We start from the raw sequence: 24024 nt of genomic DNA on the forward strand, positions 1-24024 counted from the left end.
ATACCGAGGAGGCAGACCTCACCCACCGACGCGAGGAGTCCGCACGATGCCCCTGCGGCGAGTCCAGGAGGCTCCGTCCTCGCGCGCAGCGATGGTCGACCCGTCCGCGATCCGGGCGGCGGCATGCGGTGGATGCGCCCCGGGTACGCATAGGAGGTCCGCTCACCCTGAGCGGGGGCGGCGGGGTGGGCGTGAACGCTGGAAACGGACTTCTGGTACTGATGGGCTCCGGTGAGACCAGCCCGACCATGGTCACACTGCACCGGGAGCTGGTCGCCCACGTGGGCGGTGACGCCGATGCGGTGATCCTGGAGACGCCTTACGGGTTTCAGGTCAACCGCGAAGACATCTCCAACCGTGCCCGCGAATACTTCCGACGCTCTGTGAGCCTCGCGACAGTGGTCGCTCCGGACATGAGCGCAGACGCCCCTTCGATCGGTACGCCGGGCGCCGGCGACGCGGACAAGGTCCGTGACCTGGTGCGCAGGGCGGACTGGGTGTTCTCGGGGCCCGGCAGCCCCTCGTACGCGCTGAACCGCTGGCACACTCTGCGTCTGGGCGAGATCCTGCGCGAGCGGGTGGCACGCGGGTACGGCGTGACGGTGATGGCCTCCGCGGCGGCGTGCACCGTGGGGTTCGTGGCGCTGCCCGTCTACGAGGTGTACAAGGCCGGACATCCTCCCGCATGGCTCACCGGGCTGGATCTGCTCGGGGCGCTCGGCCTGCCGGTCGCGGTGATCCCGCACTACGACAACGCCGAGGGCGGCACGCACGACACCCGATTCTGCTATCTGGGCGAGCCCCGCCTCGCCGCCCTGGAGCACGAACTCCCCGACGAGAGCGCCGTCCTCGGCATCGATGAGCACACGGCTGTCATCGTGGATCTCGGTACCTCGTTAGTACGTGTGTGGGGACGGGGTGTCATGACGATCCGGCGGCGGGGAGCCAGCGTCCCGGTGCCCGGCGGCACCACGCTGCCCCTGAAGCAACTGCGCGACCTGGTAACAGGAACGGAACCCGCAGTGGTCCCCTTGCCTCGCCGTCCTGCCGATGCCGATGCCGATGCCGATGCCGGTGCCGCGCACCGCGCCGCCACGGCTGGCACTGGCGGTGCGGCGACACTGCAGGAGGCCGTTGCGGCAGCGGAGTTGCGGTTCGACTCGGCGCAGGAGGCGCGGGACGCCGGGACCATGGCCGAGGTGGCGGTGGAGCTTGAGTCGGTGATCGCCGCGTGGAGCGCTGACATGGAGGAGGACCAGGGCGGAGAGTGGGCCCGCACGGTCCTGCACGGCATGATCCGCCGGCTCGCTGAGGCCGCCGGGCGTGGTCTGAGCGAGCCGGAGCGCAGCCTCGGGCGGATCCTGGTGCCCCTTCTCGGCCTGCGCGGGAGGCTGCGTGCGGACGGTGCCTACGACCTGGCGGACGAGGTGCGCGATGCCGTGGCAGTCGGCGGCGTCCGGCTGCACGACACCGCAGAGGGCAGCGAATGGTGGTGGGAGGAAGAGACCGACGACCAGCAGACCGGCTTACGTTCGCAGGCGTAGAGACCACCGAAGAACCCTTTTAAGTTGATTTGCGCACTTGCGCAGTCTTTGCAATAAGATCGGCAGAGGGGGCCTTCCCCTTCGGACTCTCTCGCCGACGTTGGAGCCGTGCATGATGCCGCTCGCCCCGCATGAAGCGCCTGATGCGCCGCCGGTCGCCGTCGAAGTGGTGCTGCTGCGGCACGATCCGATCGAGGGCTTCGCCTATCGTCGGCTGATCACGGCGCTTGGCAGGGGGGTGAGCCCGGACCGTGCCGCAAGGAATCTCGCGCTCCTTGGCGAACACGACGAGACGCATATGGTGCACTCGACCAGCTGGCGTGCCACACGCGAGGGCGGCGTCACCCTGACCTACCTCGTCCACCCGGACCCCGCTCCTGACCAGCCTGGTACCCCGCTACCGGAACCGCACAGGATTGCCCGCTCCCCCAGGCCAGGCCATCCGTCCCCCCCGGACCTGGAAGTCGGCCACGTCGTGGCGCACGCCGTTCGTCATCTCGCCTTTCTCGAAGGCACCGACCTTGCCATTGCCGCACACATCTCCGCCTGGCCCGACCTGGTACACGCCCTGCGCTCCCTGCCCCTGGCAACCGCGGGAGAAATGGCGCACGCCTGAGCCTCTGCCGCGCCGCGAGTCCATCCGGCCGGGCCGGGCCCTGACCGGAGCGCGCCCCCGTTCGGCTCAGCCGTCGTTGCGGGCACAACACACGCATGGTGACCTGAGTGCAGCCCAGCGTCACATTATGGGACTTTCACCGCGTGCTCCTCGTAGCTCAGGGCGAGCTCGCGCGGGCCCGGACGGCGCTTGGAAGCTTCAGCTCCCAGCCGCCCCAACTGGACTTTCCGGAGGGCAAGCGGCTCTCACCGGAAACGGACCCCCATGCACGCTCCCCGCATGCTTCGACGCCGCCCCGCTTCCCGCCGGGCCGAGCGCACCCTCGCCGCCACCGGCGCGCTGGCCCTGCTGACCGCCGCGGCGGTCACCGGCCTCACTCCCGCCTCCAGCTCGGCCTCCAGTCACCGCGAGGCGCCGCTGATCGCAGGGGACCCGAGGGCGGACAACACCGACGTCTACGCCTTCACCAGCCCGGACAAGCCCGACACCGTCACCCTGGTGGCGAACTGGCTCCCGTTCCAGGAGCCCAACGGCGGCCCGAACTTCTACCCGTTCGCCGAGGACGCCCGCTACAACATCAAGATCGACGCGGACGGCAACGGCAAGCCGGACACGACGTACACGTGGGAGTTCACCGACCACGTCCGCGATGACGCCGACCAGTTCCTCTACAACACCGGTGTCGTGAGGTCGGTGAACGACGAGACCCTGAACTTCCGGCAGACCTACAGCCTGAAGGTCACCGACAGCAGCGGGAACACCAAGACGCTCCTGAAGGACTCGCCGGTCGCGCCCTCGAACGTCGGCAAGGCGTCGATGCCCGACTACGCCTCCCTGCGCAAGGAGGCCGTGGTTCCGCTGCCGGGCGGCGGGACGACCTTCGCCGGCCAGGCGTCCGACCCGTTCTTCCTGGACCTGAGGATCTTCGACCTCCTGTACGGGGGCGATCTCTCGGAGACCGGCCACAACACGCTGGCCGGCTACAACATCAACACCCTCGCCGTCCAGGTGCCCAAGTCGACGCTGGCGCTCAAGGGCGACGCCAAGCGCAACCCCGTCATCGGCGTGTGGTCCACCACCGACCGCCGAGGAGCCGACGTCACGGGCGCCGGCAGCAAGGGCAGTGAGGACACCTCCGCTCAGGCGGCGGACGACGGCAAGGCGGTCGCCAAAGACGGCATTGCCGATGAGTGGCGGCAGGTCTCCCGGCTGGGCAACCCGCTCGTCAACGAGGTCGTCGTGCCGCTGAAGTTCAAGGACGCCTTCAACGCGCTGAGCCCGGAGAAGGACGCCACGATCACCCCAGTCGTCGACAAGGTCAAAGACCCCATCGTCCCCAAGCTCATCGAGAACATCTACAAGGTTCCCGCCCCCGCCACCCCGCGCAACGACCTCGTCGAGATCTTCCTCACCGGGATCTGCAAGGAGTGCGGCCCCATCAAGGCGGACCTCAACTCCCAGCGCCTCAACCAGGACGTCGACAAGGCCGCGGTCGTTCCCGCGGAAATGCTGCGCCTGAACATGGCCGTCCCGCCCGCGGCGAAGCCCAACCGCCTCGGCGTCCTCGGCAAGGACCTGGCGGGCTTCCCCAACGGCCGCCGGCTCAACGACGATGTCGTCGACATCGAGCTCCAGGCCCTCGAAGGGGCCGCGCAGACCGGGAAGATCGTGCCCGCCCTGGCAGCCGGCGACGCCGTCGACACCCCCTACCGCGAGCCCGGCGACACCTTCCCCTACGTCGCCCTCCCCAACACCGCGGCCGTCAACCAGGCCGACTCCCTCCACCCCGACGGCGGCGTCGGCGCCGGCCTCGGCGGCCTCGCCTCCGGCGACGGCTTCCCCGTCGTACCCGTCACCGCCCTGGGCGGCGGGGCACTCCTGGCCATTGCCGGAGTGCTGGCCCTGCGCCGACGACGCGGCACCGGCCAGGCATGAACAGCCCGTTCCTCCCCGGTCGCCCGAACCGCCGATGGCGGATCGGGCGACCGGCCCGTGCCGCCGCCACCCGCAGCCCGCGACTACGGCGAATACCCGGCAGGCGGGGAACCGCGGGAACGATCGCCGTCACCGTCGGGGCAGCCCTTGCCTGCATCGGCTTCGTCACCCTGGGAACCGACGCCGGCCCTGGGTCAACACCGCAACGAATAGACCGAGGCAGCCTGCCGGTTCACCCCGGATCCGGCCGAGCCGCGGCCTCCGACGGCCGGGCGCCCGCATCACCGGTCCGCATCCGCATACCCGACATCGGCCTCGACCGGCCTCTGACCGGCCTCCGAGTCCAGCAGGACGGCCGACTCGGCGTTCCCGACAAGCCCGAGAACATAGGGTGGTGGAGCGACGGCCCCCGGCCAGGTGGCCCCGGCGCAACGGTCATCGTCGGCCATGTCGACTCCGCGACCGGCCCCGGGGCCTTCCACGGACTCTCCACGCTCGACCCGGGCGACAAAGTCACACTGGTGCGGGACGACCGGTCCACCGTCACCTTCACGATCCGGGCCCTGCGCCAGTACGAGAAGGACGCCTTCCCCGACAGCCAGGTCTACACGACCACCGGGCCGCCCGCCCTGCACCTGATCACCTGCTCGGGCACCTACGACCGCAGCCGCCGTGAGTACCGGGACAACCTCGTCGTCTATGCCACCCTCACTGGCGCGGGCCCGCACAAGGAGTGAACGCGCACCTTCACGGCGGCGGAATCGAGCGGACCGGCGCCTTGTCGGCAGCGAGCCGACGGCACAAGGTCAGCCGGGGGAGGCGGCACGCCTGACCGGCTGCGCGGTCGGCCCACGCGCACACGCCCGGTCAGACTCACCTGCGGCGTCACCACGAACATCAGCAGTGTCAGTCGATGGTGACGACGACGGACGGCCAGCCGCTGGCCCCGTCGGGTACGGTGCCTGTGCGTTTCTCCGTCTGTACTTCGCCGCCGCGTTCGGTGGCGCGGACGGTCAGGGTGTGGCTGCCGGGCGTTGCCTCCCACGGGAAGGACCACTGGCGCCAGGTGTCGATGTTCGCCTCCGTCGCGAGGTCGGCGTCCCGCCAGGGGCCGTCGTCGACCCGGACCTGAACGCGGTCGATACCGCGGTGCTGGGCCCATGCCACGCCAGCGACCATCACCGTTCCGGTCTTGGACCGGGACAGCGGCTTGGGAACATCGATCCGGGACTGCGTTTTGATCGGCGCCCGGCGGGCCCACGAGCGCTTCACCCAGTACGGGTCGTAGTCGTCGAACGTGGTGAGCTCGATGTCCTCGATCCACTTGCAGGCGGAGACATACCCGTACAGCCCCGGAATGAGCATGCGGACGGGGAAGCCGTGGATGAAGGGCAGCGGCTGCCCGTTCATCCCGACCGCCAGCATCGCGTCACGCCCGTCCATGGCGGCCTCCACCGGGGAGCCCAGCGTCATGCCGTCGACAGAGCGCGCAACGAGCTGATCGGCGGGACCACCTTTCGAGGGAGATCTGACACCTGCTTCGGCCAGGACGTCGGCCAGCCGTACGCCCAGCCACCGTGCGTTGCCGACGTACGGTCCGCCGACCTCGTTGGATACGCAGGTCAAGGTGATGTCCCGCTCGATGAGTTCACGCCGCATCAGGTCCGCGAAGGTGAGGGTGACCGGGCGGGTGACACCCTTGCCGTGGATGCGCAGCCGCCAGGTGTCGGCGTCCACCTTCGGCACGACCAGCGCTGTGTCGACGCGGTAGAACGCCTTGTTCGACGTGGTGAAGCGGCTGATACCCGGAACCTTGAGCTGAGTGCCGGGCGGCAGCGGAGGTGCGGGCGAAGCCGGGGCGGGCAGCCGCACCGCGTTCCGCGACTCGACCGCCGCTTGCGAGGCGTTGCCGGTGAGATTGCGGCCGAGCGCTCCCACGCCGAGGGAGGTGAGCGCCGCCGCCGAGGCGCCGATGACGAACCCGCGGCGGTCCCAGCCCGCGCCGCGATCCGGGTCCGCCGTGGTCCTGCCGGCGCGAGGGGGCTGGGTGAGCCGCCCGATGAGGTAGTAGAGCAGCGCCGCTGCCACCACGGCGCCGACCACCGAGGGGAGCGCGTCGGTGAACCTCGACGAGTCCGGCCGGGTCAGCGCGGCGGCCGCGCCGATCACCCCGAAGATCAGAACCCCTGCGGCGCCGGCCCGCCGGAACCGGAGTGCCACCACGCCCAGCACGATGGCCAGCGCGGCCAGCGCGGCGAGGATGCCGAGCTGCAGAACCAGCTTGTCGTCCTCGCCGAAGTGGCGGATCGCCCAGTCCTTGACCGGTGTCGGCGTACGGTCGATGGTCGCCCCGCCTACAGCTGTGAGGGGCCCGGCCTGCGGGCGGACCGCGGCGGAGACCAGCTCGGCGACCGCGAGGGCTGCGAACCCGGCGAGCAGGCCGCTCAGTGCCCCCAGAGGCAGACGGACCCAGAGTTTTGCAGATGTCGTCACATCTCAGAGTCCAGACCAACTGTGGTTGTTTCGCCCTCCTGCCAGGCCGGCCCGACGGGATGCCACCCGAATGCACGACACGGACACACGGTTGCGGTCGGAGGCAGACGGCCACAGCCGCAGGGCCAGTGGGCGGCCGGAACCCGTATGAGTAGCCGCCGAGCGGCCAGCGGCTCCTCGCCGGAACGGAATAGGCCCCCGTGCATCCCGCTCGCGGGAGCGCTGGTCACGTGACCGCGCCCCCAGTCCCCTCTGAGGACGCGACAGGTGGGCCCCGTCGGTCTTCGTTGCGACGCCGACGGGGCCCGCCTCCTGTCGGATGCAGGCCCTGCCGGCGTCGGCGTTCCACGGAGAGTTCTACTTCGGCGGCGTGAGGACGGTGTCGATGATGTTGACGGTCGCGTTGGCAGTGGGAACGCTTCCGCAGACGATCTTCGCCGAGTCGTTGACCGTGAACACTTCACCGGATCCGGCAGTGGTCAGCGTGCCACCCTCCAGGGTCTTGAACGACCCCTTCTCCAGTTGCTGCTGAGTGATCTCCTCACCCACCACGTGGTAGGTGAGGACCTTGGTCAGTTCCGCCTTGTCCGCGAGGAGCTTGTCGAGGTCCGCCTTCGGGATCTTGGCGAACGCGTCGTTGCTGGGCGCGAAGACGGTGATGTTCTCCGCGTTGTTCAGGGTGTCGACGAGACCGGCCTTCTTCACCGCCGCCACCAGGGTCGACAGGTCCGGGTTGTTGGACGCGGCAGTCGCGACCGGATCCTTCGCCATCCCGGCGAGACTGCCCTTCCCCTCCTTGGGAACGGACGCACAGGCAGGACCGTACGGATCCTGCGTCGCTGCCTGGGCAGACGCCTGCGGCACCATGACACCCAGGGAGACGGGCAGGACCACTGCGGCAGTGCCGGCAATCACGGCACGGGAGATTCGGGGCGTTTTCACGAAGGTTTCCTCCTGCGGGGAGGGCGGGCCGCCAGTTCAGGCCCGCGGCTCTGCATGTCTGCCGAATCGGCTGGTGGAAGGAGCCTCGGTGCGAACCGTCCGGTCCACTCCGGTCCCTGCTCAGGCAGTCTCGCTACCACCACATGCCATCTTCTCCATAGAAGCAGACGACACCCAGAACCGCCTCCCAAGGCCGTGCGGCGGCCTGCTCCTCGACATCGTCAATGCCGTACTCGAAGCCGGCCAGTTCCGGCCCCACCCGTCCAGCCTGGTCGCCGCGGAGCCTTCTACTGAGCACTCACGGAGCTGTCCGTCACAATCGCGGAAATCGACGAGCCGCAACAGGCCCGCTTCCGGGCGGCTGAACTCGTTCCGGGGTCTCGTCGGCGGAGTGGTGACCGGGAATAGCGCGGCATGCCCCGTCACGCCCCCCGCTTGCAGTCCCATCTCACGCGATGCCCACGGCCGGAGCAGGAGCCGGAAGTCGGAAGCATTGAGGACCAAAGCCATGATTCCCTGCGCCCCTGCCTGTACTCGTCCCACGGGAAGCCTGGCACTGTCGAAAGGCGCAGCGGCACCCACGCCGGAGCGTGGTACCGGCCTCGCGAGCCGGCACCACGCCCTCTGTGCTCAGCTCTGGTTCAGGGGCAGCGCAACATCGGTGACCTGGTGGTTCTTGGGGAATGCTCCGATGCTCTCGGCCTGGCCGGTCAGGACGTTTACCTCGTAGAAGCGGTAGGCGCCGTTGACGCTCAGCGCCGCGAAGCCCTGGTTCGTGCGCGCCCGGTGGGAGAAGTAGATGTCGAATCCGGCGTTCGGACCGGCGTTGACGCCCAAGTTGCCGGTGGGGGCGAGGGTGCCGGAGTTGGCGGGCGACTGGAGCGAGACCCGGTCGTTCGTCGTGTCGATGTCGAACAGAGCCGTCGCGGTGTCCGCGTTGAGGTCGTTGTTCGTGTACGCGGCGCCGGTCACGCCCTTGGCCGATGACGGGGGCGTCGTCGGGTTCGTCAGCGGGGTGTCGACGGTGGTGGTGCGCGGGGCGGCCGGGTCGTCGATGTTGTGGCGCAGGTTCTGGCCGGTGTCGCTGATGACGCGCAGGCGGTTCGCCGCCGGGTTGAAGTCGACGCCGAAGAACTTGCCGGCCAGCCCCACGGTCAACTGGGAGACCTTGGCCGCCTTCGCGTTGCGGGTGTTCAGGGTGTAGATGCCGCCCTTGTCGCCGACCCCGTACAGCTTGGCGTTCTGCACCCGGAAGTCGATACCCACCAGCTTGGTGTCCTTCTTGAGCCCGCTGACCTTGCCCAGCTGCCACGGCTTGGACGGTGCTCCGGTACGGAACTCCACCAGCCGCTGACCGGAGGTCAGGCCGATCACCGCGAGGCCGTCGCCTCCTGCCCTCTGCTCCCACGTGTCTCCCTGGCCGGGCCCGCCCTGTACGGCCTGCGTGGACAGCGGACCGGCCGCCCACGCGCCCGCCGATGCCGGCACGACCATGGACACCGCTGCGGTCAGGGCCGCGACGAGAACTGCTTTGCGCATCTTTGTCTCCTACGAGGTGCGACTCCCGACCATCGGGCGTCAAGAGCGACGAGACCACGTACGCACCTGGGCCGCGCGTCGCACAGGCCCATCCAGCCCCCACCCGCACGATGAGGGGCGGCCGATACTCCAACTGGGCGGGGACAGGCCCACCGCGCCCTCGACGAAGCTCGCACACAGGTTCGCGAGGTCTCGTCTGCCGTTGGGAGAGCGACCGCTCGCGGGCCACGGGAAGCGGCCTTGAATCTTCCGTGGCCGCCCCCGCAGTACCGGCTGCCCAAGCTGCCCAGAAAGTGTGAGGACGACGCAGTGCCTGGCCGAGCCGTACCGCGACGAGCGCCCGTCGCACCTCTTGCGGATGTTCAGCCGCGAGAGGCCACCCCTCCCCGCTGGGCGGCGTTCGCCGAGTACGGACGCAGCTTCGACTTGGCGGCCGGCGAGATCTTGAGCGTGATTGCCAGGGTCTCGCGCTGTCAGCACCGTCCGGCCCCGGCAACCGCGCCCGCTTCGTACGACCTCGCGCGGCATTGTCATCCCCGAGCGGCAGCATCGTCGCCGGAGGGGCGACTCTTTCCGTCGGGACGGATGGCCGACTGGGCTGATCTGCGTCGACAGGCGCGCGAAAGGTCATGGAGGCAGAAGAAGCATGAGCCTCCGCTCGGCGAAGTTTGCGCCTGGTAACAGGTCAAGCGAGGGGTCTTTACCGCGACACGGAGAGGGTGGTGCGGCGGATCGACTGCCGCGTGCAACCGGATTCTCCATCGAGGTCAAGGAACCGGCTGGATCACGTCAGTCCGAGCGGTCAGTGCCATCCGCACCTTATGTCTGACGGCGGTGCTGTCCGTGCGTGATCGCGTGGTCTATTTGCACCATTTGTAACCGACCGCATGTCGGGTTTTGCTGTGACGTATCTCGGATTGACGACGGCCTCGCCGTCCGGCGCTCAGGAGTGCGGCCTTCGCAGCGCTTGATGAAACCGCATGTCAGAGCGTTGAGCGACGCGCCCCGGTGGGCATTTTGTGCATTTTGTGCGGAAGTGAGAGCGCTCCGGCTGAACCGACCGCTGATGAGTTTTCGGTCAATCTCTGTCTAACCTTTCGCGTACTGTCCAAGAAGTTCCCGAAGCCCCGGCGAGGCGAGTGGCTAAGGCATTGCTCATTCGCTACAGCGACACACGGACCTCTATGTGGCCCAGGCCCCTGTTGGGGCTGCGGCGGTGTCGCGCAGGAGTCAGCTGAAGGGCAACTCCGCGCGCCGGGCCAGGGCGGAGGGAACCGAGAGTCAGCGGCGCGGTCGCGCCTAGCTCGGGGGAACTAACCGGTAGAAGGGATTTGTCATGTGGTCTGGGAAGATCCTTCGCACTGAGCCCACGGGCTCGACCCAGGGCGGGGAGTCCCGAAAAGGACTGGGCCGCCGTCGGGCGGTGGAAAAGGATCTGCATCGCTTCCTCCGTCGGGAGCTGCAAGACCTCGGTGTTCATCCCCCGCTGGACGTGGAGGAGCTGTGCTCGGCGCTCAGCCGTCGGCGTGGGAGGCCCCTCTACCTGCGGGAGGCGCCGCTGCCGAAGCCTGGGCCGACGGGGATGTGGGTCGAGTACGACGACTATGACGTGATCTTGTACCAACAGGAGACGACGCGTCTGCATCAAGATCACATCAAGCTCCACGAGATAGGGCACATCCTCGTGGCGGAGGCCGAGGACGCCGAGCAGGCGCCGGCCGAAGCGACGGGGCGGACCCCCGCGCTCGACGCCGACGAGGAGTCGGCCGTCTTGGTGGAGGGCTGGGCCGCCATGCTTCCGGTCTTCAATCCCGAGACGATCAAACGCGTCGCACGCAGGTGCACGTACGACGACGGCGAGGAGTGTTCCGTCGAACTCGCGGCGACGATCATCCTGGAGTGGGCGTCAGTGCTGGACGACTCGACTCCCCTCTCGGAGGACCCATCGCTGCGGCGTGTGCAGTCGGCCCTCGGAGACCGGCGAGGATGGCTGTAACCCGTGGAACTGCTACTCCTGGGGCTCGTGGGTGCCCTTGCCTGGAAGCTCTACAAGCTGTGGCGAACCCCCCACGACGCGCCTTTGCGGTCGGTGACCCTCTGCCTCCTCTGCGCCACGCTTTCCTATCCCATCGCTATGCCGGGAGGCGCGACCGGCGTCGACACGGTTGCGGGGCACGGGGCGGCGAAGTTGGTCCAGAACGTGCTGCTGATCGTCGCTATGTACTTCCTGATGTGCTTCTACCTCTACTCTGCGGCTGACGAAGAAGCGAGCCGTCGCAGGGCGAACAAGGAGGCGGTCGCCGTCGTGGCCGTCATGGTGGTCATCACCCTGGCTGCCGTGTCGGTGCCGCACGGGGTCTTCGCCGGCAGTTTCAGCACCGCGGACATGACGGTTCCGCAAATCGCTGTCTTCTACGGCGGGGCCGGGTGCTACCTGACGTACGTCCTGGGCCTCGCCGCCAGGTGGACCCGCACCTACGCACGCATGTCCCGGCGCCCCCACGCAACAGGGCTGTGGATGGCGGCTGTTGGTCTGGGCGCGATGGCCGTGGCCTGCGCGATCAGGGCTCTCATCGTGGCCGTCCGCTGGGCGGACATCGAGGTACCCCAGCGTCTGATGGCTGCGGTCGCGTTCCTGTTGGTCGCATCCATCCTTCTGTTCACGGCCGGGATCACCTACTCGGGAGTCCGCGCCCGAATATCTTCTTCGAAACTCTGGCTCCAGCACCGACGTGATTACCGCCGCCTCGCCGCCCTCTGGGAGCTGTTGGCCGAGGCGTTCCCCGACAACGTTCTGCCGCCGGCATCCTCGTCCGCCCACGACCGACGACGCGCTCGGGGAATCCACCGCCGCTACCACCGCCGCATCGTGGAGATCCGAGACGGCCTGGTCGCCATTAGCCCGTACCTCCTGGTAGACGACACCGGCATCGCAGCGCCCGACGTCGACTCGGATGAGCTGGCAGCTCGGCTACGGCGCGCTTCGGCCCGGATCAAGGAAGGGGCCCCCGTGCCCCGCCGAGCGGTCCCCCTCGCCATGACGCTGGGGAGCGATAGAGCGGCAGATGTGAAACAACTGATTGCGGTGTCCGACGCGCTGGTGACAGACCGCGCGACCCCCCTCACGATCAAGGAGGCACCATGCTGATCAGCGGACGACGTGTGCTCGTCGACACGGGCACATATCTGGACGACGGCGCCGTCCTGATCGAGGGCGACTCGATCGTGGCTGTGGGGCCGCGCAAGGAGATCGAGGAGCAGACCGCCCTCGACGTGCCGCGGTCGGTGTTCGACGGCACGCTTCTGCCCGGCTTGATCGACGCCCACGTACACCTCGCTTTCGACGGGAGCCCCGACCCCGTGTCCGCTCTCCAGCACTCGACGGATGAGGCCCTGCTCGCGGACATGCGCCGACGCGCGGAGGAACTGCTGCTCAGTGGCGTCACCACGGCCCGTGACCTCGGAGACCGGAACGGACTGGCACTTCGCCTGGCTGCGGAAATTGCCGACCAGCGCACGCCGGGACCGAGATTCGTCTCCGCAGGCACGCCCCTGACTACCCCCGGCGGGCACTGCCACTTCCTCGGCGGTGAGGTCTCGGACGAAGCCGAGATCCGCGGCCTCATCCACATCAACCTCGAACGAGGTGCTGGGGTCATCAAGTGCATGGTCACTGGCGGCGGCCTCACCCGGGGCGGGCCCGCAAGTCACGAATCCCAGTTCTCTGCAGCGGAACTGCGACTTCTCGTGGATGAGGCACACGCGGCGGGCGTCCCCGTCGCGGCCCACGCGCACGGAGCCGACGGCATCGCCGCAGCCGTGGAGGCCGGAGTGGACACCATCGAGCACTGCACGTGGATGACCGGCGACGGCCTCGACTTCCGCCGGGACGTGGTGCAGCAGATCATCGACCGTGACATCACCGTCTGCCCGGCGGTAAGCCCCCACTGGCGGATGCTCCCCGCGATTTTCGGCGAGGAGCGCGCCGCCGGGATGTTCGACCTGGTACGCCAGATGGCAGACGCGGGTGTGAAGCTGATCGCCGGCACGGACGCCGGAGTGCAGCGCGCCACCTTCAACGGCCTGGTACCGGCCCTCTCGTTCTACGCCCACCTCGGTCTGGCGAACGCCGAGATCATCAACATGGCGACGACCGCCGCAGCCACGGCCCTCGGGCTCGGCTCCACAACCGGCCGTATCGCTCCGGGCTACCGCGCGGATCTCATCGCTGTCGAGGGGGACCCGCTTTCGAATCTCGACGCCCTCAAGAACATCAGGGCCGTATTCGCCTCCGGTCGGCGACACGAGCCGAACGCACCAGCCGAGTAGTCGAGGCTGACCGAGCCCTGCCCTCTGGAGCCTCCCGAGGCCCGGAGGGCAGGGCCCTACTCGTAGTCCGTGGAGCCGACCTGTTTCTCGAACTCGGCCTGCAGGTCCGTCAGGAGCGAGAGCACCTCGGGCGACAGACCCTCCGGGCCGAGGCCACGAGCCCGAACCCGTCCGATCGTCCCGTTCCGAGATGCGAGCAACACACGAATCCCCTGGTACACCTGACGGGCGACGGCCTCGTCCGGCTCGAAGTACATGCGCTCTACGCCGAAGAACTCTGCCAGGCCCTCCAGGACAACGGGGTCCGGGCCGTCGACGTCGCCGGCACCTGTTCGGAGGGCCTCGACCTCCTTGGCCGTGACAACCTCTGCCCCTGCATGCCGGTTCACCGCCTCCGCGATTTCTCCATCCCCTGGAACTGCGCCCGCCGGGTAGGAGTGTTCCAGTAGGAAGCTGATCTTCTCCCCGAGAGCGCGGGGATGCTCCTCGGCCTCGGCGGCTGCGACGCTCTTGTCCCCGGCCTCTTCGACGACGTTTCCGAACGAGCGCTCCTGAGCTTGCTCCAGCGCCTTCTCCGATACGCCGTACGCCGCTGCCAGCTTCGCCACGTACTTCGGCTTGAGCCGCCGCACGCCACTCTCGGCCGCCGCCACCGGGCCGTCACTCTTCGTGTCGATGAACTTCGCCACCTCGTACCGGTAGAGGCCCGCGTCGCATCGCAAGTCCGTCAGGTCGGGCGGGCCTTCACGGGGGAACAGCTCATCCAGAGGCTTCCCGAGCACACGTGCGATGCCCGGCAGCTTCTCCTGGTCCGGAGCGCTTGATCCCGCCTCCCACCCGGCCACGGTTGACTCCGCAGCGCTGACGGCAGCGCCCACTCCAGCCTGCGGGATCTCGGCAGCCCGCCGTACGGCGCGCACCACTGTTCTGTCGAAGTGGCGAGCTGGCATCGAGACCTCTTTTTCGTGCGAGTCGAAGAACTATCGACTCGTTGACCTTTCGCGTGAACCGGGATAGTTTCAGACTACCGAAAAACGGGGTGCCGTGCATCCCTCCCGGCCAGGCTGCGTGCCTGCCGAGGGCGTGAGGCTGAGGAGGAGAACACCTCCTTCGGCGTGCCCGGCAAGAGGGGGTGCCGACCGAACGCGGGCCAGGGAGGGGCAGGGGATGCACGCCAAGGGCCCGTAACACGACGAAGCAACGAAGAACCGGCGCCCGGGAGTTACCAGCTCCCAAGCGCCGGGCCGGCACCCCGAAGGGCGCCGATTCACATCTCGCGGGCGGCGGGGCTTTTGCACGAGAACCACCGCACCGCGCTCCTACAAGCCACGGAGTATCGCATGCCCGTCATGCCGAGCGGAATCCCGGCCTGCCCGGACACCAGCCGCCGACACCGCCTTGCCGCCCAACTCGCCGACATGATCCAGGGCGCAGCCACCATCCGGGTCAGCCTCACCGACCCCGCGCAGGTGTGGCCCCACCCGCACACAATCGTGCAGGACGAGGCCGGTCGGTCGATGGAGCTGGGCCGGACGACATCCAGGGTCGCCGCCCGCTGGATCCTGAGGGTCTGGCCGGACGAGGACTGGACCCGCCCGCACACCTTCCGCCTCGCCGACGCCACCCTCACCCGCAGCGACTCGGTCGCCGCCGAGCGGGGCCGCTGACATGCCCAGGATCCGAACCATCAAGCCGGAGGCGTTCACCTCCGAGTCACTCGCCGAAGTGACCGTGACGGCCGAGCGGACCTTCTTTGGCATGCTCACCCAGGCCGACGACCACGGTCGCCACCGGGACAACGCCGCGATCATCGCAGGGCTCCTCTGGCCTTTGCGTGCCGAGCACACCTCGGTCCACGTCGAAGACGACCTCCACCAGCTCGCGAACGCCGGACTGATCTGCCGGTACACCGGATGCGACGGCCGCCGCTACCTCCACATCGTGACCTGGTCCGAGCACCAGAAGATCGACAAGGCGAGCCAGTCGCGCCTGCCCTCGTGCCCGCAGCACCAGGCTGCCGACCGGTGAGCACCGTGCAAGGGCTCATGCTCCCGGCGGACCGAGGGGTCGTCCACGGCTCCCCGAGGGCTCGCCGAGACCTCCGGGAGGGCACCCCGAGCCCTCGATCTGCCTGCCGTACCCGCCTCGACGACGCCGGACCACGGAGACGAGTCCGTCGCCGACCGGCAGGAGGCTGCCGACGGCGCGATCGGCACAGCGGGGCGAGCTGGTGCTAAGAGTGCAGGTCAGACCGCATTCTCCGAGGACTCCCCGAACCTTCCCCGAAGCCTCTCCGAACGCTCGGCGCCTGGATCTAGGATCTTGGATCCTGGATCTCTTGTCCCTACGGGGCGCACAGCGCCCGCACCCAGCGTCTCCGCCAAGGACCTCGTCGGCGAGTACGTCGCCGGGTGCGACCAGCGCCCCCCGAACGACGTGATCGGACACCTCGGGCGGATCACCAAGAAGCTCCTTGACGAAGGCATCGCACCGGAGCACATCCGGGCCGGGCTGGCGAACTTCGCGGCCAACCCGAGGCACCCGAGCGTGCTGACCAGCATGGTCAACGAAGCGATGAACGCTCGCCCCGGCGGCTTGGCGCGGCCGGGAATCCGGCCTAACGTGCCCGCTCACCAGGCGTGGACCAACCCGGCCAACGCTTCCGCCGCCTACGCCGAGGAGCTGTGATGCACACCCATCACCGCGAACCCCAGCTCCTCGGCCACGAAGGCACCCTGGAGCGCATGGCCCGGATCCTGGCCGCCCGCAACATCGACCCGGCCGACGCCGCCGCGCTCCCCGACGACCCCGAGCCGTTCTCCCCGCTCGACGCCCTCCTGGCCGGGATGCCCCCGCGCTACCAGGCGGCTGCCGCCGACCACCCGATGGTCCTGGACTGGGTCGGGAAGGTGACCGAGGCGGCCGTCGTCCCCAGCCGGGGAGCCCGGCGGCAAGTCACCACCGGGCCCAGCCTCCTGATGGCCGGAGTCGTCGGCGCGGGCAAGACGCACCAGGCGTACGGCGCGGTCCGAGCGCTGGTGCGGAACGGGGTCGGCGTGCGCTGGCGCGCGAGCACCGCTGCCGACCTGTACGCCGATCTCCGCCCCCGGCCCGGGGTCGACAGCGAGCGGGAGCTGGCGGCCGTCAGCCGGTGCCCGCTGCTGATCATCGATGACCTCGGCGCGGCCAAGGCGAGCGAGTGGGTCGAGGAGATCACGTACCGGCTGATCAACCGCCGGTACAACCTCATGCTCCCGACCTTGATCACCACCAACCTGGCGATCAAGGACCTCCGCTCCTACCTCGGTGACCGCGTTGCCTCCCGACTCGCGGAGATGACCACCCGGGTCGAGTTCGAGCCGCTCGACCGCAGACGCTACCGCGCAGCAGCCTGACCTGCCGCAGGTCACCACGTCCGGGCCGCGCCCCTCTGCGCGCCGCCACGAGCAACTTCACGACCAGCGCACCTCTCCGCCGACGCCCCTGCGCGCGGAGAGCGATCGGAGCAACCCGCATGACCAGCACGACGAACAGCCCTGTCCACCACCGCCAGCTCGGCGACCAGACCTGGCAGGCCGACGCCGTCTGCCAGAGCACCGAGTACAACCCGGTTGACCCCGAAATCTTCTTCCCCGAGCCCGACGAGACCGCCAAGATCGCCACGGCCAAGGCCCTGTGCGGCCAGTGCCCGGTCCGCCGAACCTGCCTGGACGCCGCTCTCGAAGGAGGTGACACCGACGGGATCCGAGGCGGCCTGACGGAGGAGGAGCGCGGGCCGCTGCACGAGAAGCTCCCCAGCCGCCTCGACTACAGCCGCGTCAACGCCACCATCGCCGGGCGCGACGTGCACCTCACCCATACCGAGCGCCGCGCGGTCGAGCACGCTGCCTACCGCCACGGGCTGAGCGAGCAGCGCCTGGCTTGGCTTCTGAAGGTCACCGAGGAGCACGCCAAGAAGCGATACCGCGAGATCCGCCGGGCCGAGCGCAACCGAACCCTGAACCAGCCCACCACGAACACCTCGCCACCCGAGACCAGCGGCGAGCGCCTGAGCCGCGACGCCTTCGGGACGGCGGCATGAACACCGCGAGCGCGCCCACGGCGGTGCACATATCCGGTTGGGACCGCGCGGTGGTCATCGCCCTGGGCGGCGCGGGGTGCGCGCTGTCGTACGACGCCCTCCAGCAGATGGCCGTCGCCATCCACGTCCGGGGGCTCCTGACCTTCGTCTTCCCGCTGGTGATCGACGGGTTCATCGCCTACGGCGTCCGCGCGCTCCTGGTCCTGCGCGACGCACCGCTGCGCGCCCGGCTCTACGTCTGGACGCTCGTCGGCACGGCCACCGCCGCCAGCATCTGGGCCAACGCGCTCCACGCGGTGCGGATCAACCAGGACACGGTCGTCGGCACCGGCCTCCGGCTCGGGGACACGGTGGTCGCGGTGCTGTCCACCATCGCACCGCTGGCCCTGGCTGGAGCTGTCCACCTCTACATCCTCATCGCCCGGGGGCCGGTCAAGGACAGTGGCCGCGAGGACCTCGGTCAGGCCGGTCACCTCGGTCAGGTCAACCGGAGCGACGGCGCAGAGTTCACCCGGACCGACCGGCAGCCGCTCTCCCTGGACAAGCCGACTCCCGCCACTCGGTCGCTCAGCGGGAACAGGGCTCCGGCGGACAGCAGCGCCCCTGTCACCAGTGACCGGAGCCAGCCGCACGAGGCCGCTGACCTGCCCGGACAGTCGGACACCGCGCGGCCGGTCACTGACCGCCCCGACGACACCACCTCGGCGACCGGCGACGAGGACAGCCGGGGGGCGGCCACCGCCCTGCCGGTCACTCCGTCGGTCACCGCCCCGTCGGTCACTGACCGGCGGGCCCGGACAGCCGGTCACCGGCGATCCGACTCGGACACCGAGGAGCTACTGAAGATTGCTCGGTCAGCGGTCAGGGCCGAGGGCAAGCTGACCCGCAAGGTGGTCGGACAGGCGATCCGAGACCAGCAGATGACGCTCTCCAGCGACACCCTGACCACCTTGATGGCCCAGCTCCGCGAGCAGCACGGACAGCCGGTCAGCTCCGCCCGGACCTGATCGGACACCACGGAGCGGGTAACCGAGCAGGTCACCCGCTCCGCACACCCGCCCTACCTTCCTCCAGAGCAGAAGCGGAGTACATCTGATGCGCACTCACCCGGCCACCCCCGCCGAAGTCGACTCCTGGCTGACCGTCCTGCACCAGCATGGACACCTCCACCGCGCTCAGTCCGGCCCCGACACCACCTGGATCGTGCAACGCGAGCAGCACGACCGCCCGTGGACCCTGCACCACCCGGTCCTGGCCATGGACTGGATCGCGGACCTCGTCCACGAAATCCAGCAGCAGGACCCGGAGACAAGCCGGTGACCTCCGACGACCCGGCGTTCCCCGCGGCTGGGCAGCAGCGCGACCCCACGACGGCTCCTGGCGGAGCAAGCTATCGCGTACGACGGTCCTACGGCCCGTCGTACGCACTTGCCCCCGCCCAGAGGGGCGGGGGAAGCCCGGCTGGTCCCCGAGCGAGGGCGCACGGGGACCAGCCGGGCAACCGGCACCAGGGGGCGCCGGTCACGGGGGGAGAAGCCGAGTGCGACGACCAGCGTGCGCTGCCGAGCCCGAGCACGCCCGCCTTCCCCGACCGTAAACCGCGCCGCCGCACCCGCAACGCCAGCGAGCGCACCCGTAAGACGACAACCCGCCTCTCCGACACCGAGAAAGCCGAGATCGCCGCCGCTGCCACGCAGCGCGGCATCACCGTCGCCCGCTTCCTCGCTGGTGCGGGCCTCGCCGCCGCCCGCGGTTCGACCGCCCTGCACACCAACGAACGCTGGGACACGGCCATAGACGAACTCGCTTCCCTACGAACGGCCTTGGCCCGAATCGGCAACAACATCAACCAGATCGCCTACGTCTTCAATGCAGGCGGGCAGCCCCGCCCCGGCGAACTCGACCACGCGCTGAGCAGGCTCCTCCGGCTCCTCGCCCGCGTCGACGACGCGGCGAACAACTTGGTGAACAGGCGGCTGTGATGGTTCCCGACATCGGACGCGGCTCCCGGACCCACGGCCTGCTCGTCTACCTGTACGGCCCCGGGCGACGGGAGGAGCACACCGACGCGCACCTCGTCGGCTCGTGGGACGGCTTCGCCCCGGATCCCGGCCGCGACACCAGCCCCGATCCCGATCCGAAGGTCACCCTCGCCCGGCTCACCGCGGCCTTGGACCTGCGGGTCAAGCAGGCCGGAGACCGAGCGCCCGCCAAGCACGTCTGGCACTGCTCGGTCCGCACGGCCCCCGGGGACCGGCGGTTCTCCGACGAGGAGTGGAACGCCGTCGCCCAGCGCATCGTCCACGCCACCGGCATCGCACCGGACGGGGATCCCGACGGCTGCCGGTGGATCGCGGTCCGCCACGCGGCAGACCACATCCATATCGTCGCCACCCTCGTCCGAGGAGACCTGCGCAACCCACGCCTGAACTACGACTTCAACAAGGCCCAGGCCGAATGCCGCCGCATTGAAAAAGAGATGGGCCTGCGGCGCCTCAACGCCGGAGACGGCACCGCAGCGAAGAACCCCACCAGCGCCGAGAAGTTCAAAGCCGAACGCACCGGCCGCCCCGAAACCCCCCGGGAGACGCTCCGCGAAGCCGTACGCCGGGCCCTCGCCGGAGCTGAAGACGAGAAGGAGTTCTTCACCCGTCTCCACGAGGCCGGCCTGCGGGTGAAAGTGCGCCACGCCCCGTCCGGTGATGCGCTCGGCTATAACGTCGCCCTGCCCGGCGACCGCAACCGCGACGGCGAACCGGTCTGGTATCCCGGCTCCAAACTTTCCCCCGACCTGTCCCTTCCCAAGATCCGCCGCAGGCTGGCCGACGGCACCGTCGAACGCACTGCGACCCCGACCTCCGGGGGACGGGCGGACTCGTACCCGCCTGCCCGAGAACGCCGCAGCGCTACCGCCATCGTCGAACGGGCCGCAGTCCTCCTCGACAGCGGCGGCGACGGAGAGGCCGCCGCCCAGCTCGTCGGCGTCGGAGAACTCCTCGACGCCGTCGCGCAGACCTCACCGGCCGCGACCCGCACCGAGCTGGCTGCCGCCGCCCGAACCTTCGAACGGGCGACCCGCAGCCACGTCCAGGCGGAACGCGCCGACACCCGAGCACTCCGCTCCGCCGCACGAGGAATCATCCGGGCCGGCGCCGGGCTCGGCCGGGGCGAGGACGGCGGCACCACCGCCATGCTCCTTTCCACCCTGGTCCTGGTCACCCTCGCCGCCGCCCACTGGCACTCCGCCCGGGGACACGCCCAGCAGGCCCACGCCTCCCGGCAGACCGCCGAGCACCTGCGCACCGCCTACCGCCAGGCCGCCACCACCCCGATGCGAACGCTGCACGAGCAAGGCCGCGCCCTTCCCGACGCCCAACGCCGGACGTACGAGACGACCATCCGCGCCGCCCTACCGAACCACGGAGCACGAGAAGACGGTGTACCGGCGAAGACCGACGCCCTGGCCGCCACCCTCGCCCAGGCCGAGCAGGCAGGCCACGACCCCGAAACCCTCCTGCGACAGGCCATCGACATGCGCGAACTCGACACCGCCACAGACGTCAATGACGTCCTGGTCTGGCGCCTGCGCCGCATCGCCCAGCTCCCCGCCCACCCGGGCGCAGCTCCCCGCCGCCCGAAGGACGGCACCAGCAACCCGAAAGCCTCGACCAACCGCACCAGCAACCGAACGACACCCACGACCGGAGTTCGCCCCGTCGCCCCCACTCCACGAAACCGCCCACCACGCCGCTGACGGAGATCCGGCGGGCTGGCCATCGGCCCGCCGGACTCCGAGAAGTCCCTGGACAACCGGTTCCACCGGCTGTTACGGATGGAAACAGAAGGACCTCGAACGGGAGATGACGCTCGTGCTCAGAACCACCGACCGCCCCGCGGAGTCGACACCCGCGCAGCCTGCCCTCCCCGCCGGCACCGATCCCTTGCTGCAACTCGCATATGAGACGCAGCCACCCAGCGGCCCCGGCGCGACGCGCTGCCTCAGCCACCCTCGCGAACTCGCCCTTCGCGGGATCCCGGTGACATGCACGGCCTGCCGTGCCCGGCGCGACTGGCTGCTCATCAACCACGGCCGCAACGTCTGGGTCTGCTGCCGCTGCAGCAACCAGTGGCTCGAACCCGAGATCAGCCGCGCCGACTTCGACGCCCTGATCGCGATCCCGGACGGAACGATCCACCCCAGCGTCGAGCAGGGACTGGCCGCCTTGGGGTTCGACGGGGCCTTCGCCGGCACGTACCTCGACTAGGCGAGCGCGAGCGCAGAACGAGAAGGGGCGACACCGGCGGTTCGGTGTCGCCCCTTCTCGTCGTAAGTGGTCAGCTGTCGCTTCCGTTTCTCGGTAGCTGACCCCGGAAGCTGCAGCCAGGGCACTCGTCCTCACCCTGAATATGGCCCTCGTACCAGCCGTGGACGGCGGCGTGCAGGATCGCCTCCTCCACCGAGGCTTCACCGCCTCTGACCGACGCGATGGCGTTGTCGACGACCACTCGGAGCACGGCGCTGTCCGGTGAGGGGAATGGTGGTGAGGGCATGGGTGAGGCGGTCATGCCCTGAGCCTAGAGGCCCAACCTTCCCCTATTCAGAGGAATCGGCGTTCGTGCGAAGCTCGCCGGAACTGGTCAAGCGGTAGATGCTGAGCCGGACTGCAGCAGGGCGAAGCCCCAGTTCGCTCGCGAGAGCGTCGACGGGCTGGTGGGGCGATGCTCGTAGTCGGTGGAGGACGGCGCGGTCGTTCGCGGCATCCTGGTACCGGCTGACGAGGTAGGCACCGATGCCACCGGACGCTACGGCGAACAGAGCGACGCTGCAGACGGCGTAGTTGTCCTGGACAGCGGCGACGATGGCGGTGACCGCCCCGGCAGCGCTGAGCAGTGCCGAGCCTATGAGCAGCCTGGTCATGAGGTTCCTTGTGCGGGCGGCGGCGTTGAGCCAGAGGGAGGCAGGCTGCCCAGGCCATCCCGGGTACGGGCGGTACGGACGCTGGTACCCAGGTGGGCAGCGCCTCCTCGATATCCCCAGAGCCGCTGTTCGTCGGACATCTGATCCTCCATGTCGGTCAGGACGAGGGTACGCACCAGGTGGCTGGACGTACGGCAAGGCCGCCCCTGCCTGATCGGCGTGGGGCGGCCTTCTGCGGTTCGGTCAGACGTGGGCGAGGCGATTCGAGAGGTCGAGGGCGGCGGTCGCGACCGCGAGGGCGGCGCAGAGGCCGAGCACCTCGTGGAGCGTGGGGCGGACCAGGCGCGGCCAGTCGTCCGAGGCGGCGGGCCAGGAAGCGAGGTGCACCTCGGTGGTGGCCAGGCCCAGGTGGGCGGTGACGTCCCAACCTGTGTGGGAGGCGGGCTCCCAGTGCAGGCGCACGCGGCCCTGGGGGAGTCTCGGGGTATCGGCGGCGAGCCAGGTGATGTCGAGCGGCCCGTCGGGCAGGCCGGAGACGCGTTGGACGAGCGCACCGCGCACGTCGTCCGGCATCGGGCGTACGGCAAGGCGGTGCAGCGGAAGGTTCTGCGGTGAGCGGGATCGCGACGGGATATGAGCCTCCGAGGTGGTTCGTGTGACGGTCAGGCCCAGGCCAGGGCATCGCTGACCGAGGGCGGGAGGTACTCCTCCTGGCCGTCGTCGGCGATGAACGCTTTGCCGTCCCGGACGACGATCTCGGCTCCCAGGTAGTGCGTGAAGGGAAAGTCGGGGTTGATGGCGAGGCGGATCGGCAGGCCGGGGTCCAGGTCTTGGAGCTGGCGAAGCAGGTGTCCGACGGTCAGGTAGTGGGGCAAGAGGACCTCCGAGAGCGGTACGGGATGAGGGGTCAGGATGCCGAGGGGGCGTTCTACCCCTCGGCGTGGCTGGCAAGATGACGCTTGCGGCACTCGTTGACGTAGCCCTTGCCGGACTCCTCCTTCTTCCAGCCGCAGGAGCAGACGGCGCGGGTGTACGCGCGGCCGGGGCAGTCGGTGTGGAGCGGCTTGCCGGAGCTGGTGTGTTTGTGGCCCGCCGGGCAGAGGGTGCCGTCGGCGTGGTGGTTGGTGAGCGGGGCGCGGAAGGTCATGGTGAGGCGGCTCCTCGTGGGAGGTGTAGACGGGCATCCGGAGCGACAGGTGTGGGGAGCGCGCCGTCATGCGAAGGTGTCGCGCCGCCACTGGCGTGCCTCGGCACGACGGGCGGCCCGGCGACGGAGGAGTCAGCAGGCCAGCCGTTAGAGCCGGGCCGGAGCGGAGGGCCCGGTCTCCGCTACGACCAGGCCGTCGGTGATCAGGCGCTGAAGCGAGCTGGCGACGCGATCATGGTTCAGCCCAGTAGCGGAACTGATCTTGGAGAGAGGCGCGTTGGGGTTCGCGGACAGGCAGGCGACGACACGGGTGTCGCGGCGGCGGAGGTAGTCCTGGAAGATCCCGGCGGTGTACACCAGCAACACCCCGCAGCAGACCTGAGGGATACCGCGCGAGGCCATGCCGGAGCCCGCGATGGCGTCGTACGCCGCGAACACGGCGGTGCCGGAGCCGACGATGTGGTTCGCGATTCTCACGAG

At 69.4% G+C, this 24024-nt stretch carries 25 protein-coding genes and 1 pseudogene; 16 read left to right on the top strand and 10 right to left on the bottom strand.

Features of this window, described 5'->3' with window-relative positions; translation table 11 throughout:
- Positions 1 to 281: 281 nt before the first annotated feature.
- The 4 genes from ACIRJT_RS19260 (at position 282) to ACIRJT_RS19275 (ending at position 4832) form a co-directional block, all read left to right on the top strand.
- The gene (locus ACIRJT_RS19260; RefSeq protein ID WP_403910694.1) at positions 282 to 1544 is read left to right on the top strand and encodes a hypothetical protein; all 1263 of its coding nucleotides are present in this window, start codon (positions 282 to 284) and stop codon (positions 1542 to 1544) included.
- 112 nt (positions 1545 to 1656) lie between these two features.
- On the top strand, positions 1657 to 2160 hold the full coding sequence (locus ACIRJT_RS19265; protein WP_403910696.1) for a hypothetical protein: 504 nt from the start codon (positions 1657 to 1659) through the stop codon (positions 2158 to 2160).
- A 279-nt stretch (positions 2161 to 2439) separates the two neighbouring features.
- Positions 2440 to 4095 (top strand): DUF4331 domain-containing protein, encoded by a 1656-nt coding sequence (locus ACIRJT_RS19270; protein ID WP_403910698.1) that lies wholly within the window; start codon positions 2440 to 2442, stop codon positions 4093 to 4095.
- Positions 4092 to 4832: a class F sortase gene (locus tag ACIRJT_RS19275; protein WP_403910700.1), complete on the top strand. Its 741-nt coding sequence runs from the start codon at positions 4092 to 4094 to the stop codon at positions 4830 to 4832. The genes ACIRJT_RS19270 and ACIRJT_RS19275 overlap by 4 nt, the downstream gene beginning before the upstream one ends.
- A gap of 169 nt (positions 4833 to 5001) precedes the next feature.
- Here the strand turns inward: ACIRJT_RS19275 and ACIRJT_RS19280 are convergent, their stop codons facing one another.
- The 3 genes from ACIRJT_RS19280 to ACIRJT_RS19290 form a co-directional block, all read right to left on the bottom strand.
- A complete protein-coding gene (locus tag ACIRJT_RS19280; protein ID WP_403910702.1) occupies positions 5002 to 6588 on the bottom strand; it encodes a molybdopterin-dependent oxidoreductase in 1587 nt (528 codons plus the stop codon).
- Positions 6589 to 6945: 357 nt separating this feature from the next.
- A complete protein-coding gene (locus tag ACIRJT_RS19285; RefSeq protein WP_373453829.1) occupies positions 6946 to 7530 on the bottom strand; it encodes a fasciclin domain-containing protein in 585 nt (194 codons plus the stop codon).
- Positions 7531 to 8160: 630 nt separating this feature from the next.
- Positions 8161 to 9069 (bottom strand): DUF4394 domain-containing protein, encoded by a 909-nt coding sequence (locus ACIRJT_RS19290; RefSeq protein ID WP_403910704.1) that lies wholly within the window; start codon positions 9067 to 9069, stop codon positions 8161 to 8163.
- 1423 nt (positions 9070 to 10492) lie between these two features.
- On the opposite strand from ACIRJT_RS19290, the gene ACIRJT_RS19295 reads away from it, so the two are divergent.
- From ACIRJT_RS19295 to ACIRJT_RS19305, 3 genes are read left to right on the top strand one after another with little or no spacing between them, the layout of a single operon-like run.
- Complete coding sequence (locus ACIRJT_RS19295) at positions 10493 to 11065, top strand: hypothetical protein (RefSeq protein WP_403910706.1); 573 nt, start codon at positions 10493 to 10495, stop codon at positions 11063 to 11065.
- A gap of 3 nt (positions 11066 to 11068) precedes the next feature.
- Positions 11069 to 12217 (top strand): MAB_1171c family putative transporter, encoded by a 1149-nt coding sequence (locus ACIRJT_RS19300; protein WP_403910708.1) that lies wholly within the window; start codon positions 11069 to 11071, stop codon positions 12215 to 12217.
- Entirely contained in the window at positions 12211 to 13398 is a 1188-nt protein-coding gene (locus ACIRJT_RS19305) for an amidohydrolase family protein (protein WP_403910709.1), read from the top strand. The genes ACIRJT_RS19300 and ACIRJT_RS19305 overlap by 7 nt, the downstream gene beginning before the upstream one ends.
- 56 nt (positions 13399 to 13454) lie before the next feature.
- Here ACIRJT_RS19305 and ACIRJT_RS19310 read toward each other — a convergent pair whose 3' ends face one another.
- The gene (locus tag ACIRJT_RS19310) at positions 13455 to 14348 is read right to left on the bottom strand and encodes a helix-turn-helix domain-containing protein (RefSeq protein ID WP_403910711.1); all 894 of its coding nucleotides are present in this window, start codon (positions 14346 to 14348) and stop codon (positions 13455 to 13457) included.
- Positions 14349 to 14738: 390 nt separating this feature from the next.
- Between ACIRJT_RS19310 and ACIRJT_RS19315 the strand changes: the two genes are divergently transcribed.
- The 9 genes and pseudogenes from ACIRJT_RS19315 to ACIRJT_RS19355 all read left to right on the top strand — a co-directional run bounded on the left by ACIRJT_RS19315 (position 14739) and on the right by ACIRJT_RS19355 (position 21744).
- Positions 14739 to 15065, top strand: a complete 327-nt coding sequence (locus tag ACIRJT_RS19315) for a transcriptional regulator (protein WP_403910713.1) — start codon at positions 14739 to 14741, stop codon at positions 15063 to 15065.
- A gap of 1 nt (position 15066) precedes the next feature.
- Positions 15067 to 16086: pseudogene (locus ACIRJT_RS19320) on the top strand (hypothetical protein).
- A complete protein-coding gene (locus ACIRJT_RS19325; protein ID WP_403910715.1) occupies positions 16086 to 16793 on the top strand; it encodes an ATP-binding protein in 708 nt (235 codons plus the stop codon). Before ACIRJT_RS19320 ends, ACIRJT_RS19325 begins: the two are co-directional and overlap by 1 nt.
- A 119-nt stretch (positions 16794 to 16912) precedes the next feature.
- Entirely contained in the window at positions 16913 to 17479 is a 567-nt protein-coding gene (locus ACIRJT_RS19330) for a WhiB family transcriptional regulator (protein ID WP_403910717.1), read from the top strand.
- Positions 17476 to 18486 (top strand): DUF2637 domain-containing protein, encoded by a 1011-nt coding sequence (locus ACIRJT_RS19335; protein WP_403910719.1) that lies wholly within the window; start codon positions 17476 to 17478, stop codon positions 18484 to 18486. The genes ACIRJT_RS19330 and ACIRJT_RS19335 overlap by 4 nt, the downstream gene beginning before the upstream one ends.
- Before the next feature lie 88 nt (positions 18487 to 18574).
- A complete protein-coding gene (locus ACIRJT_RS19340; protein ID WP_403910721.1) occupies positions 18575 to 18799 on the top strand; it encodes a hypothetical protein in 225 nt (74 codons plus the stop codon).
- Entirely contained in the window at positions 18796 to 19461 is a 666-nt protein-coding gene (locus ACIRJT_RS19345; protein ID WP_403910723.1) for a plasmid mobilization protein, read from the top strand. Before ACIRJT_RS19340 ends, ACIRJT_RS19345 begins: the two co-directional genes overlap by 4 nt.
- Positions 19461 to 21233, top strand: a complete 1773-nt coding sequence (locus ACIRJT_RS19350; protein ID WP_403910725.1) for a relaxase/mobilization nuclease domain-containing protein — start codon at positions 19461 to 19463, stop codon at positions 21231 to 21233. The genes ACIRJT_RS19345 and ACIRJT_RS19350 overlap by 1 nt, the downstream gene beginning before the upstream one ends.
- 283 nt (positions 21234 to 21516) lie before the next feature.
- Positions 21517 to 21744: a hypothetical protein gene (locus ACIRJT_RS19355; RefSeq protein WP_403910727.1), complete on the top strand. Its 228-nt coding sequence runs from the start codon at positions 21517 to 21519 to the stop codon at positions 21742 to 21744.
- Positions 21745 to 21814: 70 nt separating this feature from the next.
- Here ACIRJT_RS19355 and ACIRJT_RS19360 read toward each other — a convergent pair whose 3' ends face one another.
- The 6 genes from ACIRJT_RS19360 to ACIRJT_RS19385 form a co-directional block, all read right to left on the bottom strand.
- Positions 21815 to 22045, bottom strand: coding sequence for a hypothetical protein (locus ACIRJT_RS19360; RefSeq protein WP_376085143.1), 231 nt, complete (start codon positions 22043 to 22045; stop codon positions 21815 to 21817).
- A gap of 28 nt (positions 22046 to 22073) precedes the next feature.
- Positions 22074 to 22397, bottom strand: a complete 324-nt coding sequence (locus ACIRJT_RS19365) for a hypothetical protein (protein WP_403910729.1) — start codon at positions 22395 to 22397, stop codon at positions 22074 to 22076.
- A gap of 243 nt (positions 22398 to 22640) precedes the next feature.
- Positions 22641 to 22970: an esterase gene (locus tag ACIRJT_RS19370; protein ID WP_381011114.1), complete on the bottom strand. Its 330-nt coding sequence runs from the start codon at positions 22968 to 22970 to the stop codon at positions 22641 to 22643.
- An 89-nt stretch (positions 22971 to 23059) separates the two neighbouring features.
- On the bottom strand, positions 23060 to 23272 hold the full coding sequence (locus ACIRJT_RS19375) for a hypothetical protein (RefSeq protein ID WP_403910731.1): 213 nt from the start codon (positions 23270 to 23272) through the stop codon (positions 23060 to 23062).
- Positions 23273 to 23325: 53 nt separating this feature from the next.
- Positions 23326 to 23544, bottom strand: coding sequence for a hypothetical protein (locus ACIRJT_RS19380; protein WP_403910732.1), 219 nt, complete (start codon positions 23542 to 23544; stop codon positions 23326 to 23328).
- 147 nt (positions 23545 to 23691) lie between these two features.
- Positions 23692 to 24021, bottom strand: coding sequence for a winged helix-turn-helix domain-containing protein (locus ACIRJT_RS19385; RefSeq protein WP_403910733.1), 330 nt, complete (start codon positions 24019 to 24021; stop codon positions 23692 to 23694).
- Between the last annotated feature and the right edge of the window lie 3 nt (positions 24022 to 24024).

The organism is Streptomyces sp. NPDC102283, assembly GCF_044766265.1.
Taxonomy (GTDB): Bacteria; Actinomycetota; Actinomycetes; order Streptomycetales; family Streptomycetaceae; genus Streptomyces.

Coding starts and splice junctions, on each gene's coding strand:
- ACIRJT_RS19330 (WP_403910717.1), top strand. CDS start 16,913: ATGACCAGCACGACGAACAGCCCTGTCCACCACCGCCAGCTCGGCGAC.
- ACIRJT_RS19350 (WP_403910725.1), top strand. CDS start 19,461: ATGGTTCCCGACATCGGACGCGGCTCCCGGACCCACGGCCTGCTCGTC.
- ACIRJT_RS19290 (WP_403910704.1), bottom strand. CDS start 9,069: ATGCGCAAAGCAGTTCTCGTCGCGGCCCTGACCGCAGCGGTGTCCATG.
- ACIRJT_RS19380 (WP_403910732.1), bottom strand. CDS start 23,544: ATGACCTTCCGCGCCCCGCTCACCAACCACCACGCCGACGGCACCCTC.
- ACIRJT_RS19325 (WP_403910715.1), top strand. CDS start 16,086: ATGCACACCCATCACCGCGAACCCCAGCTCCTCGGCCACGAAGGCACC.
- ACIRJT_RS19335 (WP_403910719.1), top strand. CDS start 17,476: ATGAACACCGCGAGCGCGCCCACGGCGGTGCACATATCCGGTTGGGAC.
- ACIRJT_RS19270 (WP_403910698.1), top strand. CDS start 2,440: ATGCTTCGACGCCGCCCCGCTTCCCGCCGGGCCGAGCGCACCCTCGCC.
- ACIRJT_RS19265 (WP_403910696.1), top strand. CDS start 1,657: ATGATGCCGCTCGCCCCGCATGAAGCGCCTGATGCGCCGCCGGTCGCC.
- ACIRJT_RS19365 (WP_403910729.1), bottom strand. CDS start 22,397: ATGACCAGGCTGCTCATAGGCTCGGCACTGCTCAGCGCTGCCGGGGCG.
- ACIRJT_RS19340 (WP_403910721.1), top strand. CDS start 18,575: ATGCGCACTCACCCGGCCACCCCCGCCGAAGTCGACTCCTGGCTGACC.
- ACIRJT_RS19310 (WP_403910711.1), bottom strand. CDS start 14,348: ATGCCAGCTCGCCACTTCGACAGAACAGTGGTGCGCGCCGTACGGCGG.
- ACIRJT_RS19370 (WP_381011114.1), bottom strand. CDS start 22,970: ATGCCGGACGACGTGCGCGGTGCGCTCGTCCAACGCGTCTCCGGCCTG.
- ACIRJT_RS19305 (WP_403910709.1), top strand. CDS start 12,211: ATGCTGATCAGCGGACGACGTGTGCTCGTCGACACGGGCACATATCTG.
- ACIRJT_RS19315 (WP_403910713.1), top strand. CDS start 14,739: ATGCCCGTCATGCCGAGCGGAATCCCGGCCTGCCCGGACACCAGCCGC.
- ACIRJT_RS19360 (WP_376085143.1), bottom strand. CDS start 22,045: ATGACCGCCTCACCCATGCCCTCACCACCATTCCCCTCACCGGACAGC.
- ACIRJT_RS19275 (WP_403910700.1), top strand. CDS start 4,092: ATGAACAGCCCGTTCCTCCCCGGTCGCCCGAACCGCCGATGGCGGATC.